Source organism: Kitasatospora acidiphila, from assembly GCF_006636205.1.
Taxonomy (GTDB): Bacteria; Actinomycetota; Actinomycetes; order Streptomycetales; family Streptomycetaceae; genus Kitasatospora; species Kitasatospora acidiphila.
The window spans coordinates 1,217,990-1,235,169 of record NZ_VIGB01000003.1; the positions used below are offsets into that span (position 1 = coordinate 1,217,990).

14 protein-coding genes are annotated in these 17,180 nt (G+C 66.9%); 4 read left to right on the forward strand and 10 right to left on the reverse strand.

Features of this window, described 5'->3' with window-relative positions; genetic code table 11:
• The first annotated feature begins 333 nt into the window (after positions 1-333).
• Positions 334-2,988, forward strand: a complete 2,655-nt coding sequence (alaS, locus tag E6W39_RS06285; protein WP_141632673.1) for an alanine--tRNA ligase — start codon at positions 334-336, stop codon at positions 2,986-2,988.
• 129 nt (positions 2,989-3,117) lie between these two features.
• Here the strand turns inward: alaS and serS are convergent, their stop codons facing one another.
• Together serS and E6W39_RS06295 are read right to left on the reverse strand one after the other, a co-directional pair.
• Complete coding sequence (gene serS, locus E6W39_RS06290) at positions 3,118-4,416, reverse strand: serine--tRNA ligase (RefSeq protein ID WP_228717996.1); 1,299 nt, start codon at positions 4,414-4,416, stop codon at positions 3,118-3,120.
• Positions 4,417-4,794: 378 nt separating this feature from the next.
• The gene (locus E6W39_RS06295; RefSeq protein ID WP_141632674.1) at positions 4,795-5,493 is read right to left on the reverse strand and encodes an HAD family hydrolase; all 699 of its coding nucleotides are present in this window, start codon (positions 5,491-5,493) and stop codon (positions 4,795-4,797) included.
• 95 nt (positions 5,494-5,588) lie between these two features.
• On the opposite strand from E6W39_RS06295, the gene E6W39_RS06300 reads away from it, so the two are divergent.
• Together E6W39_RS06300 and E6W39_RS06305 are read left to right on the forward strand one after the other, a co-directional pair.
• The gene (locus E6W39_RS06300; protein ID WP_181799130.1) at positions 5,589-6,356 is read left to right on the forward strand and encodes a DUF5919 domain-containing protein; all 768 of its coding nucleotides are present in this window, start codon (positions 5,589-5,591) and stop codon (positions 6,354-6,356) included.
• Positions 6,349-6,819, forward strand: a complete 471-nt coding sequence (locus tag E6W39_RS06305; RefSeq protein ID WP_141632676.1) for an NUDIX hydrolase — start codon at positions 6,349-6,351, stop codon at positions 6,817-6,819. Before E6W39_RS06300 ends, E6W39_RS06305 begins: the two co-directional genes overlap by 8 nt.
• On the opposite strand, the gene E6W39_RS06310 is transcribed toward E6W39_RS06305, so the two are convergent.
• From E6W39_RS06310 to E6W39_RS06340, 7 genes are all read right to left on the reverse strand, one after another.
• A complete protein-coding gene (locus E6W39_RS06310; RefSeq protein ID WP_141632677.1) occupies positions 6,807-7,382 on the reverse strand; it encodes an HD domain-containing protein in 576 nt (191 codons plus the stop codon). The two genes, E6W39_RS06305 and E6W39_RS06310, sit on opposite strands and share 13 nt — an antisense overlap.
• A gap of 219 nt (positions 7,383-7,601) precedes the next feature.
• Positions 7,602-8,141: a S1 RNA-binding domain-containing protein gene (locus E6W39_RS06315; protein ID WP_141632678.1), complete on the reverse strand. Its 540-nt coding sequence runs from the start codon at positions 8,139-8,141 to the stop codon at positions 7,602-7,604.
• A gap of 24 nt (positions 8,142-8,165) precedes the next feature.
• Positions 8,166-8,957, reverse strand: coding sequence for an IS21-like element helper ATPase IstB (istB, locus tag E6W39_RS06320; protein ID WP_141632679.1), 792 nt, complete (start codon positions 8,955-8,957; stop codon positions 8,166-8,168).
• Complete coding sequence (istA, locus tag E6W39_RS06325; RefSeq protein WP_141632680.1) at positions 8,954-10,549, reverse strand: IS21 family transposase; 1,596 nt, start codon at positions 10,547-10,549, stop codon at positions 8,954-8,956. Before istA ends, istB begins: the two co-directional genes overlap by 4 nt.
• Before the next feature lie 354 nt (positions 10,550-10,903).
• Positions 10,904-11,398, reverse strand: a complete 495-nt coding sequence (locus E6W39_RS06330; RefSeq protein ID WP_228717997.1) for a flavoprotein — start codon at positions 11,396-11,398, stop codon at positions 10,904-10,906.
• Between the two features lie 224 nt (positions 11,399-11,622).
• A complete protein-coding gene (locus E6W39_RS06335; protein ID WP_141632682.1) occupies positions 11,623-12,144 on the reverse strand; it encodes an NUDIX domain-containing protein in 522 nt (173 codons plus the stop codon).
• Positions 12,145-12,191: 47 nt separating this feature from the next.
• Positions 12,192-12,950, reverse strand: coding sequence for a phytanoyl-CoA dioxygenase family protein (locus E6W39_RS06340; protein ID WP_141632683.1), 759 nt, complete (start codon positions 12,948-12,950; stop codon positions 12,192-12,194).
• A gap of 313 nt (positions 12,951-13,263) precedes the next feature.
• Here E6W39_RS06340 and E6W39_RS06345 point away from each other — a divergent pair, with 313 nt between their 5' ends.
• The gene (locus E6W39_RS06345) at positions 13,264-14,514 is read left to right on the forward strand and encodes an IS701 family transposase (RefSeq protein ID WP_181799131.1); all 1,251 of its coding nucleotides are present in this window, start codon (positions 13,264-13,266) and stop codon (positions 14,512-14,514) included.
• A gap of 111 nt (positions 14,515-14,625) precedes the next feature.
• Here the strand turns inward: E6W39_RS06345 and leuS are convergent, their stop codons facing one another.
• Positions 14,626-17,127, reverse strand: coding sequence for a leucine--tRNA ligase (gene leuS, locus E6W39_RS06350; protein ID WP_141632685.1), 2,502 nt, complete (start codon positions 17,125-17,127; stop codon positions 14,626-14,628).
• Positions 17,128-17,180: the final 53 nt, after the last annotated feature.

Below are 17,180 nucleotides of genomic sequence, written 5' to 3' on the forward strand. Positions count from 1 at the left end.
CATCGCTCTGCCAGCGCTGTCATGATCCGCCTCGCTGTTGTGACGTAGCGCCGCGGCATGGATGCCGCATGCTGGGCCGCGACGGACCCCCGTGAATAACCCAGAGCGATCTTCGCGTTACACGCTATGCTCCTCGGTACACTGGGAGGAACCGTTCATCCTGACCTGATGTACGGCCTGCAAGCAACGGATCTGGAGTCATGGTGTTCACCGTGGGGGCGCGAGCTATCTGCGTCGAGCTGGAGAACTGAGAACCTCTCAGTCCCTGTTCTCGGCCCGGCTCGACATGTGCTCTGCCCACCTCCCACGACTCTTCCGTGAGGCCATGCCGTCATGCGCTCAACGCAGATCCGCTCCACCTTCCTGGACTTCTTCACCTCCCGCGGCCACCGCCAGGTACCGTCCAGTCCACTGATCCCCTCCGACCCGACGCTGCTGCTGGCCAATGCCGGCATGAACCAGTTCAAGCCCTACTTCCTTGGCGAGGTCACCCCTGAGTTCACCCGCGCCACCTCGGTGCAGAAGTGCGCGCGGACCAGCGACATCGCCAACGTTGGCCGCACCAACCGGCACGCCACGTTCTTCGAGATGCTCGGCAACTTCTCCTTCGGCGACTACTTCAAGGCCGACGCGATCGCATACGCCTGGGAGCTATGCACTCAGGGCTACGGCCTGGAGAAGGACCGGCTGTGGATCACTGTCTATGAGGACGACGACGAGGCCGAGCAGCTCTGGCGCAAGATCGGTGTCCCCGCGAGCCGGATCCAGCGACTCGGCATGGAGGAGAACTACTGGTCTATGGGCGTCCCCGGACCGTGCGGCCCGTCCTCGGAGATCAACTACGACCGCGGCCCGGCGTTCGGCCGTGAGGGTGGTCCCGCGGCTGACAGCGAGCGCTACATGGAGATCTGGAACCTGGTCTTCATGCAGAACCAGCGCGGCGAGGGGCCGGCCAAGAAGGATTACCCGATCCTGGGTGAACTCCCGCAGAAGAGCATCGACACTGGGCTGGGCTTGGACCGGCTTGCTGCGATTCTTCAGGGCGTCGAGAACGTCTGCACCACTGACTTGCTGCTGCCGACGCTGAAGACCGTCCAGGAACTCGCCGGGCGTGAATACCCGGGCGGGGGCGAGGAGAAAGTCTCCTTCCAGGTCGTCGCCGAGCACTCACGCTCCATCGCCTTTCTCATCGCCGATGGTGTTCTGCCCGCCAAGGACGGCCGTGGCTATGTCCTGCGGCGCCTCATGCGCCGGGCGATCCGTCACGCGTGCCTGCTCGGCATCGATGGCCCGGTCCTGTCCACCACCACCGCCAGCGTGATCACCAACCTCGGCGAGGTCTGGCCCGAACTCGCCGATCACTCCTCCCTGGTCGAGCGGGTCGTCACGGCAGAGGAGAAGTCCTTCACACGCACCCTGACCCAGGGCAGTCGATTGCTGGATGCCGCGATCACCCACACCCGCAGCGCCGGCTCCGCGTCGATCGCGGGTGAGACCGCGTTCGAACTCCATGACACCTACGGCTTCCCCGTCGAGCTGACCATCGAAGCTGCTCGCGACGCGGGTCTGACGGTCGATGAAGACCGTTTCGTCGCCCTGCTCACCGAACAGCAGCAGCGTGCGAAGGCCCGCGGCAAGTCCAGGACGGCCGAGGCTCTGCGCCGCCAGGATGCCTATCGGGAGTTGTCCGCCCGGCATGGCAGCACTGACTTCGTCGGCTATGACCGTTTGCAGACCGAGGCCACCGTCGTGGGTCTGGTCAGCGACGGCGTGATCGTCCCTGCGGCCTCGCAGGGTATGACCATCGAGATCGTGCTGGACCGCTCACCGTTCTACGCCGAATCCGGAGGGCAGGTTGGAGACACCGGTGCCGTCCGGACCGCTGGCGCTGATCTGGAAATCCTCGACACACGCCTTGGACTGGACGGATTCCACGTCCATACCGCCCGGGTGCGTGACGGCGAGATCCGCGCTGGTGAACTTACCGAAGCCCTCGTCGACGAGGCCCGCCGGAACGCGGTCGCACGCTCGCACACTGCCACCCACGTCCTGCACGCCATGCTGCGGCGCACTCTCGGCGAGCATGCGCGCCAGCACGGCTCGCTGGTCGACGCCGGCCGCTTGCGGTTCGACTTCGCGCACTTCACGGCGGTCGACCCGGTCCAGCTCCGGGCGATCGAGCATTTGGTCAACGACCACCTGCTGGATGATCCGGACGTCCGTGTCTGGCACGCTTCCCGCGCGGATGCCGAGGCAGCCGGCGCGACGGCCCTGTTCGGCGAGAAGTATGGTGACCACGTGCGGATCGTGGACATCGGTGACTTCTCCCGCGAGCTCTGCGGCGGCACCCACGTGGGACACGGTTCCAACGCTGGCCCGGTGCGAGTCCTCGGTGAGACGTCCATCGGATCCAACCTCCGCCGGATCGAAGCCCTGACCGGGGGCGACGCGCTCAGCTATTACGACGGTGAGCGGCACCTGCTCGAGGAGCTTTCCGCCTTGCTCGGCACCCGGCCTAAGGACGCCCCTTCCGCGCTGCGCAAGCGCCTGGAGGCGCTGACCACGGCGCAGGTCGAGCTTTACCGGCTCCGCGCGGAGGAACTCCTCGCGCAGGCGAACTGGCTCGCGGCGCAGGCCCGTGAGACAGGGCGTGGCTGGATCGTCGCCGAGAAGATCACCGGGATCGGAGCTGAAGAGCTGCGCGACCTCGCCCTCGAAGGGACCCGCCGCGTCCACCGCGGACCCGCCATTGTCGTGCTGGGCGCCGAACAGGCGGGCAAGGGCTTGCTCGTTGCGGCCGTCTCCAAGGGGTTGCTGGACGAAGGGATCCAGGCTCGGGCCGTCCTTGCCCGGGCCGCAAAGGCTGTTGGAGGCGGAGGCGGTGGTGCTGGCCAGGTCGCCAGTGCCGGCGGCCGCAACCCTGAGGGGCTCGACCAGGCAATGATCCTCGCGGCCGAGGACGCCGGCCGGCTACTGGCAAGCAACTGAGCCTACGAAATTGCCCGCGGGACGGGGCATGAGACACCCCGTCCCGCGGTCCGTGATGCAGCGGACCTATCGACCTCGCCGACCTCACTACCGCCGAGTTGCCGGGCTATTGATGGTCAGCTGCGAGGGTCATTCAGTCGTTGACGGTTTCAAGAACTCGCAGCCGAGCCAGCGTTGCAGCACCTTCGGCACGGCGACGGTCCCGTCAGGCCGCTGGTGCTGTTCCAGCATCGCCGGCAGCAGGCGGCTGGTCGCCAGCCCGGAGGCGTTGAGGGTGTGCACGTATGCGGGCTTTCCTGCTGCTGGGCGGTAGCGAGTGTTGCCGCGCCGGGCCTGGTAGTCCCGGGCGTTCGACACCGAGCTGACCTCGACGTAGGCACTGATGCTGGGCAGCCAGACCTCGACGTCGAAGGTCTTGGCCATCGCCGCGCTGGTGTCCTCGGCGGCCAGCCGGGTGATCCGGTGGTGCAGGCCGAGTGCCTCTACCAACTCGGCTGCCCTGGCCAAGAGTTCCTCGTGGGCGAGGTCGGAGGCGTCGGGGTGGGCGAACTGGAACATCTCGACCTTGTTGAACTGGTGGCCGCGAAGGGTCCCGCGCTCGGTGGCGCGGTAGCTGCCGGCCTCCCGCCGGTAGCAGGGCGAGTAGGCGACGTACTTGCGGGGCAGCTCGGCCTCCGCCAGGACCTCGTCGCGGTGCAGGTTGACCAGGGCGGTCTCCGAGGTCGGCAGCAGGAAGCGCTGCGGTCCGGCCGGGCCCTGCTCGATCGCGAAGACGTCCTCGGCGAACTTGGGGAACTGGCCTGCGGTGTAGCCGGCCTGGTAGGTCAGCAGGTGTGGCGGCAGGATGAACTCGTAGCCGTCGCGCACGTGGGTCTCGAGGAAGAAGTTGAGCAGCGCCCATTCGAGCAGCGCGCCGTTGCCGCGGTACACCCAGTGGCCGGTGCCGCCGAGCTTGACGCCCCGCTCGTAGTCGATCAACCCGAGGCGGCGGGCGAGGTCGACGTGGTCCCGCGGCTCGAAGTCGAAGTCCGGCTGGGTGCCGTGCTCGCGGACGACCTGGTTCTGCGCCTTGCCGCCGGCCGGTACGTCCTCGTCGGGCAGGTTGGGGAGCTGGTCGAGGAAGGCTTGGCGCTCGGCGGTAAGGCCGGCGAGTTGCTCCTCGATGGCGGCGAGGCGGGCGCTGAGCTCGGTTGCCTCGGCGCGCTTGGCGACGGCGGTCGGGCCCGTCGGGGGGAGCTGCGCGATCTTGCGTGAGATCCGCTTGCGCTCGGCGCGCAGCGTTTCCGCCTGGGTCTTGTTTTGCCGGTACTTCTCGTCCAGGGCGAGGAAGGTGGTGAGGTTGACGTGAACGGCCCGCTTCGCCAGCGCGCGTTCGACGCGCTGCGGGTGCTCGCGGATCAGGGTGAGGTCCAGCATCTCGGGTCCCATCGATCAGTCGGAGTCCGACGTGATCCCTTGGGGGCATGGGCGAGAAGGGAACTCGCGGTGCCACCACGCCTTCGCCGCCACCCGGAGGTGGCGGCCTCGACAGCTCGGTAACGGGAGCTAACCGGCGGGGCATTGGACCGCGGACGGCCGTTCCTCCCCGCACTCGGGAGGGGATTCGCCCCAGGACGCGAGACTGCCTTCCCAGCTACCGGCAGCTCTCTCTGCTCGCGTGCCCTGCGGTTACTCGTCTCCGTCAGCGCGTTGTCGAGAGGATAGAACGGTCCGCTGCGGTGGGCAACGCAGAATCGCCGCCCCATGGCCGATCGATCGCCCTCGCGCGCCGATCGACCAAGGCCACACGGGCCACTGCTTCGCAGCTCAGCGGCGCTCTGCTGCCATCAAATGGAGATGATCGATCACCGATTCCGTGTCCGTCAGGTCCGGCAGGACCACGCGGGCGCCAGCATCTCGCAGCTGGCCGGCGCTGTGCACACCGGTGGAGACGGCGATGATGCCCGTGTCATTCACCAGTGCGGCCTCCACGTCCCTGGGAGTGTCGCCGACCAGCACGACGGGCGTGGAAGCAGGGAGTTCGTATGCCTCGCCCACGCGGTGCCGAGCCACCGCGACGAGAGCCTGCCGCTCCTCGTCGTCGGCTCCGTAGGCGCCGACCCCCATGTCCACCAGGCCGTCAAGGTCGAACGCGGACAACTTCGTTCTGGCGTTCGCGGCGATATTCCCCGTCAGTACGGAACTGATCAACTGCCCCTGCCGCTGGACCGCGTTGAGCGTCTCCCTCACACCTGGCAGAGCGCCCCCTCGGCGGCGCAGCTCGGCAGTCAGCCGGTTCCCGGCCGCTTCGAGCGCGTCGTTCACGACTGGCCAGTCCGGCATTGCCAGGTCGTGTCGGAGGAACATGTCACGCATGATCAGGCGGTCGGTCCGGCCGTCAGTTACCGCCGGTGCCACGGGTGCGTGTCCTGCGATGGATGCGAAGGCGCTGGCATAGATCTCTTTGCTCACACCCCCGTTGTCGATGAGGGTGTGGTCGATGTCCCACAGGACGATGAGCCGCATCCTGCCAGCGTAAGCACGAGATCGTGTGCTTGCCCGGGCCAATTCGTCCCAAGACGTCCTTGCGCGTCCCGGCGCGGTCGGATTGGATGTTCGCTGTGAACGAGCGACTGCGCTCCGCACTCATCCAGCGTGGCATAACTCCCGAGGACCTCGCCACGCTCTGCGATGTGGACCCCAAGACCGTGGCGCGCTGGATCGGTGGCCGCCCCCCGCGGGTGCGCTACCGCTGGATGGTGGCCAAGCATCTCGACATGGACGAGACGTACCTGTGGCCGGATCCGCAGCCCAAGGGAGGCCGGGCGCCAGGGTTGAGTGGGTCGGGGTTCGTCGCGGCCTACCCAGACCGGGCCAGCGTGCCCAGAGAGATGTGGATCTCGCTGCTGCTTGAGGCTGCCCAGCAGGTCGACGTCCTCGTGTTCTCCGGGACGTTCTTCGCCCAGTCGAATCCGCACGTTGCCAAGATGCTCGCTCAGCGCGCCGAAGCCGGCGTCCGGGTCCGGCTGTGCTTCGGCGACCCAGACGGCCAAGCAGTCGCGCTCCGGGGGCGCGAAGAAGGCATCGGGGATGCGCTCGCAGCGAAGATCCGGGCCTCCCTCACCTACTACCGGGCGTTGATCACGAGCCCGAACTGCGAAATCCGGCTGCACGACACAACGCTCTACAACTCGCTGTTCCGCTACGACGGGGACATGCTGGTCAACCCGCACCTCTGGGGTCAGCCGGCGAGCGCGAATCCGTTGATGCACCTTCAGCAGAGCACAGAAGCCAACTGGTTCGACGGCTATGCACAGAGTTTCGAGGCGGTCTGGCACACGGCGCGGCCCTGGACAATCGATCGTGAGGAGTCCGGTTCAGATGCGTAGGACGGAATACTACGGCGACCCGGCGGCCCCACAGGCGAACTCGCTCGTCCCCGCAAGCAACCTGCTCGTTCAGGATGAGGACGGCGCGATCCTCCTGCAGCGCCGGCGCGACACCGGCCAATGGGCACTTCCAGGTGGCAAGCAGGACATCGGAGAGTCAGCGGCGGAGTGCGCGGTGCGGGAGTGCCTGGAGGAGACGGGCATCGTCGCTGAGATCACCGGGCTGCTCGGGGTCTACTCCAACCCGGCGCACATCGTCGTCTACAGCAGTAACGGCGAAGCCCGCCAGCAGTTCGAGGTCGCCTACATCGGCCGCCCCATCGGCGGCGAGCCGACAATCAACGAGGAGGCCGACGGCGTGCGCTGGGTGCAGCCGCGCGACCTCGACGACTACGACATCCACCCCAGCATGCGGCAACAGATCGGCGACTACCTCAGCGGCAAGTACCCCTACCTCGGATGAGCGTCCGGCTCAGCGGTGAGCCTGGCCTCCATCCGGGCCACCGCGGCATAGATCTCGGGCTCGGCCCGCCGAATGAACCGCCCAATGAGACTGTCGACGCCGTACCGGCCGACGATCTCCGCAACACGCTCCGCTGCAGTCGTCACGTCTCCGTCCGGGGTAGTGGTCATATCGCAGAAGACCAGGGCGTCCACCAGCAGCTCATCCTCGAGAAGCGGGAACTCCACCTCCAGGGTCTTCCGCAGTCCTCGTTCCTCGGCTTCCAAGAGCGCGAACGAGTGATTGGCGACCAGGCGGGTCAGCCGCTCGTCCGCCCCGTGGCCATCGCGCAGATAGCGCGCCCCGTCCAACGGATGGAACCCGGTCACGGCCAGGTGCGGCGCGTAGCCGACATCATGGAGCACGGCAGCGGCGGCCAGGAGGTCGAAGTCCTGCCCGAGGGCCGGCGCGAGGAACGCGGCCCGGTCTGCGACGCCTTGCGAGTGCGCCCACCTGCGCGGCAGACACGCCCCCAGCTCCTGATCCGCGAGCTGCCGCGCCCACTCCCTCAGCGTCCCACCCATGAACCTGCCTCCCACTCCCTGGCCGCACAGACTGCTGAGACAGTGCCCCTGCAGTTGCCCGGATACGACGCACAGCATGGGCCACATCACCCGACTTCAGATACTCTCAGCCCGCATCGGCGGTGTGGGGCAGAACGACAGAAGTACCTGTGGACGATCGCGTAATTCCCCGGGCCTGTGGTCATGGAACTCCCCGGGTGCTGACGTGGGTGGGCGGCGTCATGCTGTGCCCCGGGCTGGGAGGGAGAGTCGGATGCGGCGCATTGCTGGTTCGACTTCTGCGATCTGAACGGTGAGCTCGTCTCCGACCTGGATGTTGTGCTCGATACCCAGCTGGGCCAGCTCGGAGTTATGGATCAAGCCATCCATACCGTCATCAACACTTACGAATATCCCGAACGGGACCTGCTTCGTGACGGGCCCTCGAAGGACGCTGCCGATCCGGTCGACCCATGCCAGCCAGGGGTTGGGTTGCAGGGCGATCAAGGAGAGGACCGCCTGGCCGCGCATCTGGGTGTCGACGCCAAGGACCGCCGCGGTCACCCGTTGACCGGCCGTCACGACCTCGTCGCAGGAAGAGATCCACTTCCACGAGACCTCCGGCGGTGGGATGAAACCGACCGACGGCTCGGGGGCTCCATCAAGATCGACGAACACGCCGAAGCGTTCGATCGAGGTGACCACCCCCGAGCGTTCTTCACCACGCCGGAGTGTCGCGAGGAAGTCCTTCAGAGTCTGGGAAAGAGGCGGATAGGTCACGGCGTGACCCTATGCCACGCCTGCTCAGTGGGCGATCGAGGCACTTTCCCGATGGCTGCCAGATGCTCCTGCCGCAGGGGTCTTGGGGCGCTTGTTGGGCCGGTAGCTGGGGCCGTTCATGATGACCTGGTGGCTGGTGTTGATCAGTCGGTCCAGCAGTGACTCGGCGACGACGGGGTTGGGGAAGAGCGGATACCAGTCGCTGGGCGCCCGGTTGCTGGTGATGATCAGGGACCGGCCCTGGCGTTCGCTGACCAGCTCGTAAAGGTCGTCGGCCTGGGCCGCGCTCAGCTGGCGCATCGCGAAGTCGTCCAGGATCAGGACGTCGGGGCGGATCAGCTCGCGCATCCGCTTGTCCCAGGTGCGGTCCGCGTGGCCGCCGGCCAGCTCGGCCAGAACGCGGCTGGTCTTGGCGAAGCGGACGTTCGCACCCAGCCGGACGGCGAGGTGCCCGAGGGCCTGGGCGACGTGTGTCTTGCCCACCCCGACCGGCCCGAACAGGATGACCGACTCGCCGGCGTGAAGCCATCGCAGGGCGGCCAGGTCGCGGATCTGGGCCGCGGGCAGCTTCGGGGAGGCGGCGAAGTCGAACTCCTCCAGGGTGACCTGCTGCTCGAACTTCGCCTTCTGCAGCCGCCGTTGGAAGGCGACGGTCTCGCGGCGGGTGATCTCGTCCTGGCAGAGGACCTGGAGGAAGTCCAGGTGTCCGAGCTCGCCGCCATGTGCCTGGGCCAGCCGGGCGTCGAGGGTCTCCAACATGCCGGAGAGGCGAAGGGCCTTCAGCGACTCGCGCAAGGCGGTGTCCATCACGCTCATCGCACGGTCTCCTCAACGTCGTCGCGACCCCGGTCATCGCGGAGTTCGTCCTGCGTCTGGGTGGGGATGGCGGCGGCGAACAGACCCTCCGGACCGTGGAGGAAGGCCGAAGCCCCGGCGTCTCCGGTCTCCGGCTCGGGATCGGTCTCCGTGCCGGCGATCAGGATGCCCTTGATGGTCCGGTAGGACGGGTCGCCGACCGCGATCGCCTTGCGGCAGGCCGCCTCCAGACGGCTGTCGCTGTACTTCTTCCGCAGGCCGAGGATCCCCTGGGCGGCGCGGAGGCGGTAGAGCGCGTTGACCTCAAGCAGTTGGTCGATCACCTCCCGGCAGGCGTCGCCGACCTCGGATGACTGGCTGCGGCACCAGATCGGGGTCTTCATCTGGAAGGCGATCTTCTCCGGCGGGTAGTCGCCCTTGTCGGTGCGTTTGCCCTGTTCAAGGGCGGCGTGGGTCTTGACCAGCTCACTCTCGTGGAAGACCTGGACCATGGTCGCGGTCGAGCGGACGTCCACCCGGCGGCCGATCAGCTTCCAGGGCACCGAGTAGAGGGTGCGGCCGACCTTGATGTGGATATCCGGGCCGACCGTGGCGGTTGACCAGCGGGCCAGCACGAACGGTACCTCCGGCAGCGGCAGCAGGGTCTGGGCCTCGACCGCCTCGAACACCGCGATCGGGGCGGCTCCTTCCAGTGGCCGGCAGTGACGGCCTCCGGCGACGTTTCTGGCCCAGGTGACGGCCTCGGCCTGCATGTGCTCGATCGAGGTGAACTGGCGCCCGCTCCAGAATGAGTCGCGGACGTAGGGCATCGGTCGCTCGACCCGCGGCTTGTCCTTCGGATGCAGGGCTCTCGCCGGATCCACCAACGTCCCGTAGTAGGTGGCAAGTTCGGCATACGACTTGTTGATCTTCGGGTCGTAGAGGTCCGACTTGTCGACACCGGTTCGCAGGTTGTCCGGTACCAGCCGTCGCGGGACGCCGCCGAAGAAGCGAAACGCCTCGACGTGGGCCTGGGTCCAGGCATGCTGGTCCACGTGCACCACCGGGCGGACGAACATGTGCCGCGAGCAGGGCAGCACCATCACGAACGCCCAGATCCGGTGCCGCTTGCCGGTGCTCGGGTTGACCCACTGGCCCAAGAAACCGTAGTCGATCTGGGCCTCCGAGCCCGGTTCGACGTCGTCGCGCAGGACCGTCACCCGCGACCTGGCCGCCTCGTCCGGCAGGTTGGCGTGCACCCACCGGCGGAACGACGACAGCGACGCCTTCAACTTCTGCTCGTCCCGCAGACGCTGATGGATCGTGGTGACCGTCGTGGTCTCCAGCAGGTCCTTGATGTAGTCGCGATGCTGGTCGATCTCCGGCCAGGTGATTTGGTTCAGCCGGCGACTGGACAGCTCCGGGAACCAGCCCTTGATCAGCTTGGCCCAGTCCGCCTCGCTCATCGGTGGCCCGCCCGGGGTGATCCCGGCCGCCTCCGCCGGCCCCAGGTACTTCCTGATCGTCTTGCGATCCACCCCCAGCGACGCCGCTACCTGCGTCTTCGACCTCCCCGCGTACCAGTGAATGTAGATCTCGATGATGTCGACCACGGCGAACGTTCTCCTTGCCATCCAGTGCGTCCGTCGACCTCTCGGCCCGTAGGTCGAGGAAGACTGCAGCTCCGAGATGGCCAGGCCCCTCAACCCGGCACCGGGATGCCCCTGGGGAAACAGAAGGAACCAAGGCGGATGGAATATCTGTTCTCAAACCACCCAAAACAGCGAACCTGCGGTCAGATCATGCTCAGCTTCCGCAGCAGACCGCGGCCACCGTCCCCACGGGGAAACGTGACCACAGTGGTGGAGAATTCGGTGACGCTCAGCCCACCTGACGCGGGGAAAAGCGTGACCGCTGACAGTACCGGACAACAGCGCGCACTTGACGGTGACGCGCTACTCGCCGTCCTACGCAGCGCCGCGAACCTGCTCCAACTGAGTGCCCACCGCAGCCCAGGGGAACAGCTCCGACTGATCGGCTGGCAGGAGTCGTACTCCCCAGCCGCGAAGACGTGCTGTGGCATTTTTGTATGCCGGATGCCGTGCCAAGCTGGCCTGAGTCCACGGTACGGCGATGACCGGCAGACCGTCACCGAGAACGTCGTGGACGAGGGCGAGAGCCAATGTGTCCGCAATGCCAGCGGCGAGCTTGTTGATGGTGTTGAAGGTGGCCGGGGCGATGACAGCAGCACGTGCCTTGCACTGAGTCAATTCGTTTGGGGCATCCGGATCGAAGTCCCAATACACAGTGTTGCCCGACTTCTCCTCGGCCTGCGAGGCGTTCAGAAACCGGCGGCCCACGGGCGTCGGCACGATGAACGGATCCCAGCCAGCTGACCGCAGTTGACCGGCGAAGCGAGGCAGATCGGTGGTGGGCCGACTGCCGCAGCCGATGAGGTACACCAATGTGCGCACCTGGGTACCCCTCTCGCACCAAGCCTGATGCCCGGCGCTGAAGCGCGTTGAGTGCCGGGCAGGCCGGACCGCTTCTTCGTCCCGGCTGTTGACGGATGGGTCACCATTCTGACCAAGCTCCAGGGGTACCGCACCCGCTGGCTGATCCACAGCGATGACGTACCGCTGCGCACTGGCGCAGCTGCTGTGTATGCGCTACCGCGGAGAGCGCGTCATGGGGATGCTGGGGACGCGAAGAATGCCTCCATTGCTTTTGTGTGTGCCGGGAAGGCAAGTGGCACGGGCTCACTCACTAGAAACCATTCGATGGTCTCGGGAGTCGGCATTGGGGCTGGCATTGTCTTGGCGTCACAGGCGGGAAGAAGTGCAAATATATCGATCGTTCCTACAGCAGTTCGCACATCGAAAAGTTCAACATCGCGTGCCGCTGCGACGAGGTGGGTTTCCTCTCGCAGTTCTCTGACAGCAGCTTCTTGCCAGGACTCTCCGACCTCGATGTAGCCGCCGGGAAAGGCCAGCTTGCCCCGACCAGGCTCAACGTTCCGGCGCACCACCACGAGGGAGAGCTGGCCATCCGGGCCGACGGCTGGCTGCAGCGCAACCGCGACAGGTAGCGGGTTATGCCAACTCGTCTCTCCGCAGGCAGCACAGTCACGGGGCCAGCCGGCGTCGTCTGCATGACGGGTGCCACAGAAAGGGCAGTGGCGGCTGACTCGGCCGCGTGTGTATCCCACGAGCGACGGACTCCTCGGCTCGGTGCTCCTTGGTGGTGACGTGTTGCTCAGACATCGAGAATGAAGCGTGCGGCAGGGCCGGTGCGGGCCAACGTCTCCGGGCGGACAAACGCCGCCTGATCGAGCTGCTGCTGGTTGGTCCGGCGGGTGAAGTAGGCGTTCACCGCACGACGGGGGCGGGTACTGCGATTCTTCGTGCCGCCATGCCAAACGTGCCCATTGAAGACCACCAGCGTGCCTGCCGTGCCCAGGATTAGTTCCTCTTGCGGGTGCGGCGCGGTCAGGTCGGCCATCACCGCGGAGGGCGACTGGCCCAGCAGGTGCGATCCAGGGATCACGCGCGTTGCGCCGTTCTGCGGGGTGAAGTCATCCAGCATCCATATCGTGTTGAACACCTGGTAGTCCCCGTTGACAGGTGCGGGACCCTCCCAGTCGGGGTGCAGTTCCTGGTGTCCCTCGCCCGGCGGCACAGAGCGACTGCTGAGTGAGGACAACTTGAAGTCGCCGAGGACATGGTGGGCGAAGGCGAGGACAAGCGGGTGGGTATAGCCGATTTCGAAGGCGGTGCCCTTGTTGACCAGGTCGGAGAGGCGGTCGATGCCCTCCTCCGTGCCGACCTCCGTGCCGGCCAACTCGCCTTCCAGCGTGTGAAGCTCTGCCAGGCGCGTCCGAAACGAGTTGACTGTCTCCCGGGGAATGACTCCTGGAATGCTGGCGTAGCCGTCCTCATCAAGCTTTCGAGCTGTCTCGGTGTCGAGCAGAGCTTCGGTCACCCCGAGCTCCTGCAGGGCCAGCACGACGTCCATTCAGGGGCCTCCTGAGGCGTGAGAGTCCATCTGGGCAAGCTATGGCGGATTTGCTCAGAGCACGCGATATCGGCGCCAAGGATAATCGGGGTGATTTCACCGAGATTGGGTGGCTGATTATCTTCGCGGTCGGCTCGCCGAGATCAAGGTGGGCGAGTAAGAATCTGGCTGGCCCGCACACTCCCCGGATTATCCGGTCTACGGTGCGGGCCAACCAATTCCTGTGTTGCTAGTAGGGCTTGGTCAGGTCGGCTCGGTGGTGGCGTGTCCTTTGTGCCGGGTGGCGCGTTGTTGAGGTGTGACACCTGGGGAGATGGCCGAGGTCCGGGAGGACCTGGAGGCGTTCGCGGCGGAGATGTTCGGTGCGTTCACCCGTGCCGATCAGCGCCGTTGGGGGCAGGCGTATGTGCGGGGTCTGCTGTTGGACGGCCGGAGGAAGTCGGTGGAGCCGATGGCCGCGCGGCTCGGTGAGGACGGCAACCGGCAGGCCCTGGCGCACTTCGTCACGACGAGCCCGTGGGACCCCGCGCATGTCCGTGCGCGGCTGGCGTGGAGGATGCAGGATGCCATCGCACCGACCGCGCTGATCATCGACGACACCGGGTTCCTCAAGGACGGGGACGCCTCGGCCTGCGTGTCGCGCCAGTACACCGGGACAGCGGGCAAGGTCACCAACTGCCAAGTGGGCGTGTCGCTCCACCTGGCCCGCGACCACGCCTCCGCGCCGGTCGACTGGCGGCTGTTCCTCCCGGCGAGCTGGGATGCGGCCTCGGCGAAAGCGGATCCGGACAAGGTCGCCCGCCGCACCCGGTGCGGCATCCCCGCCGACCTGGGCCACGTGGAGAAGTGGCAGCTGGCGCTGGACATGATCGACGAGACCCGGTCCTGGGGCGTCCACGTCCCGCTCGCCGTCGCCGATGCCGGGTACGGCGACGCCGCCGCCTTCCGCCTGGGCCTGCAACAGCGAGGCCTGCACTACGTGGTGGGGATCTCCACCACCCTGTCCGCGCACCCCGGCGAAGCCCGTCCGTTCACACCCGCCTACAACGGCACCGGCCGGCCGCCGGTGGCGAAGTACCCGGACAAGCCCCGCAGCGTGAAGGAGCTGGCCATCGCCGCCGGACCGAAGGCGGCCAAGCCGGTGTCGTGGCGAGAGGGATCCCGCCCCGGCCGCGCAAGGAGCGGCTTCAAGCGGATGTACTCGCGGTTCGTGGCCCTGCGGATCCGCCCCGCCGGGCGCGAGGTCCGCGACGCCACCGAAGGCGCGGAGCTGGCCGAGTGCTGGCTGCTGGCCGAATGGCCCGCCAAGGAAGCCGAACCGGTCCAGTTCTGGCTCTCCGACCTGCCCGCCGACACCCCGCTGACCACGCTGGTCCGAACAGCCAAGCTCCGCTGGCGGATTGAGCACGACTACCGGGAGATGAAGCAGGCCCTGGGCCTGGCCCACTTCGAGGGCCGCACCTTCGGCGGCTGGCACCACCACGTCACCCTCGTCTCCCTCGCCCACGCGTTCTGCACCCTGCGCAGGCTGAACACCGCCCCAAAAGACACGGCGCCGGCCTGAGCCTCTACCAGGTCGTCCGCCAGCTGCAGACACTCCTGGCGACCTGGGCCGGCGCCTGCCCCACCTGCCACCGCGACATACCCACACGACAACAGACCTGACCAAGCCCTACTAGTTGCTTGCCGGGACAATGTTGACGAGCTTGGGGGCCCGTACGATCACCTTCGCGGCCTCATTCCCGTTGAGGGCCTCGCGCACCTTCACCGAGTCCAGCGCGAGCCTCCTTAGCTCCTCCTCGCTGATCTCGGGCGAGACCTGCAGCCGGTCTCGAACCTTGCCGGCCACCTGCACCACGCAGGTCACCTGGTCCTCGATCAGCAGCGCCGGATCGGCTTCCGGCCAGCCGGCCCGGAGGACCGAGGGCTCGTGGCCGAGCCGGCTCCAGCACTCCTCTGCGGTGAACGGCGCAACGCACGACAGCATCCGGGCCAGCGCCTCCACGCCTTCCTGCACGGCGCTGTCGCGCGGCCCGGGCCCGCTGTCCACGGCCTGGCGCAGCACGTTGGTCAACTGCATCATGCGAGCGATGGCGACGTTGAAGCGCTTGGCCTCCATCGTCTGGGTGGTCTCGGCGATGAGCCGGTGGATGGTCTTCCGCAGTTCCGCATCGTAGGGCGTGTTGTGCAGGTCGGGGCCAGCGCCGCCGATGTCGCGCGCCAGACGCCACACGCGGGCGAGCCACTTCACCGAGCCAGCGGGCGAGACGTCGGCCCAGTCGATGTCGTCCTCGGGCGGGCTGGCGAACAGCATGGTCACCCGGACGGCGTCCGGGCCGTATGCGGCGATCTGCTCCTGGAGGTTGACCAGATTGCCGAGGCTCTTGCTCATCGCCTTGCCATCCATGATCACCTGGCCCTGGTTGGTCAGGCGCTTGAACGGCTCGGTGAACGGCACCAGTTCCATGTCGTAGAGGACCTTGGTGAGGAACCGGGCGTACATCAGATGGCCGGTGGAGTGCTCCTTGCCGCCGACGTACTCATCGACCGGAAGCCACGCGGCCATGCCGGCCGGGTCGAACGGGCCTTCCTCGTAGTGCGGGTTGGGGAAGCGCAGGAAGTACCACGAGGAGTCGACGAAGGTGTCCATCGTGTCGGTGTCCCGGCGGGCCTCGGCGTGGCAGGACGGACAGCTGACCTGTACCCAGGCGGTCGCGGTCTCCAGCGGGGACTTCCCGCCTTCCGGCCGGAGCGTGTAGCCCGTCTCAGGCAGCCTCACCGGCAGGTCGTCGTCCGGGACCGGAACCGCACCGCAGGACTCGCAGTGGATGATCGGGATAGGGGTGCCCCAGAACCGCTGGCGGGACAGCAGCCAGTCCCGAAGGCGATAGGTGACCGCTCCCTTTCCGAGGCCGCGTTCTTCCAGCTCGGCGTTGACCGCAGCGATGGCCTCCTGCTTGGCAAGCCCGTCCAGCGGTCCGGAGTTGACCAGCACGCCGTCGCCTGCAGTTGCCGTGCCGCTCTGTACGGGATCCGCCTCGCCCGTGTCGACCACGACGCGAACTGGCAGGTCGAAAGTGCGGGCGAAATTCAGGTCGCGCTGGTCGTGAGCAGGCACGGCCATGACCGCTCCGGTGCCGTAGTCGGCCAGAACGTAGTCCGAAGCGTAGATCGGCAGGAGTTCACCGTTCATCGGGTTGACGGCGTGCCGGCCGAGGAAGACACCGGTCATCGGCCGGTCGACGGCCAGGCGCTCCTGCTCCGGCTTGGCGACCAGGCCGGCCCGGTACTCCTGCAACTGGTCGACGTGCTCCGGGGCACACAGTTCCTCGGCGAGAGAGGAGTCAGCGGCCACGACGAAGAAGGTGGCGCCGTAGATCGTGTCCGGCCGGGTGCTGAACACCCGTACGGGCTCCGTGCGGCCCTGGATCGTGAAGTCGATGTAGGCACCAGTGGAGCGGCCGATCCAGTTGCGCTGCATGCTCAGGATCTCGTCGGGCCAGTTGCCCTCAAGCTGTTGCATGTCGTCCAGCAGCCGCTGGGCGTAGTCGGTGGTGCGGAAGAACCACTGGGTGAGGTTCCGCTTGATCACCTCGGTCCCGCACCGCTCGCACTTGCCCTGGATCACCTGCTCGTTGGCGAGGACCGTCTCGTCGGTCGGGCACCAGTTGACGGGTGCGGCCCTGCGGTAGGCGAGGTTGCGTTCGAACATGCGCAGGAACAGCCACTGGTTCCAGCGGTAGTACTCGGGGTCGGAGGTGTGGAACCGGGTGCGCCAGTCGAAGGAGATCCCGAGCCGTTCGAAGGACTCGGCCTGGATCTCGATGTTGCCGTAGGTCCATACCCTCGCGTCGAGGCCGCGCTTGCGGGCGGCATTCTCGGCAGGCAGCCCGAAGGAGTCCCAGGCGATCGGGTTGAGTACCTGCTGACCACGCAGGCGGGCATACCGCGCCATGGTGTCGCTGATGCTGTACACCTCGGCATGGCCCATGTGAAGGTCACCCGAGGGGTAGGGGAACATGCTGACGACGAGGGTGCGCTGCTCATCCTTGGCGCTCGCGGGAGTTAGGTCGCCCGCCTCGAACAGGTGCTGCTCGCGCCACAGTCGAAGCCACTTCTCGATTCCGGCGTGGGGGTCGTACGTCTCCTGGGGTGCGGCCCCTTGCTCGTCAGCCATGTGGTCCAGTCCTCGTTGCGGGATGAAGTGGTGAGCCCTTGCGGGTTCAGCGT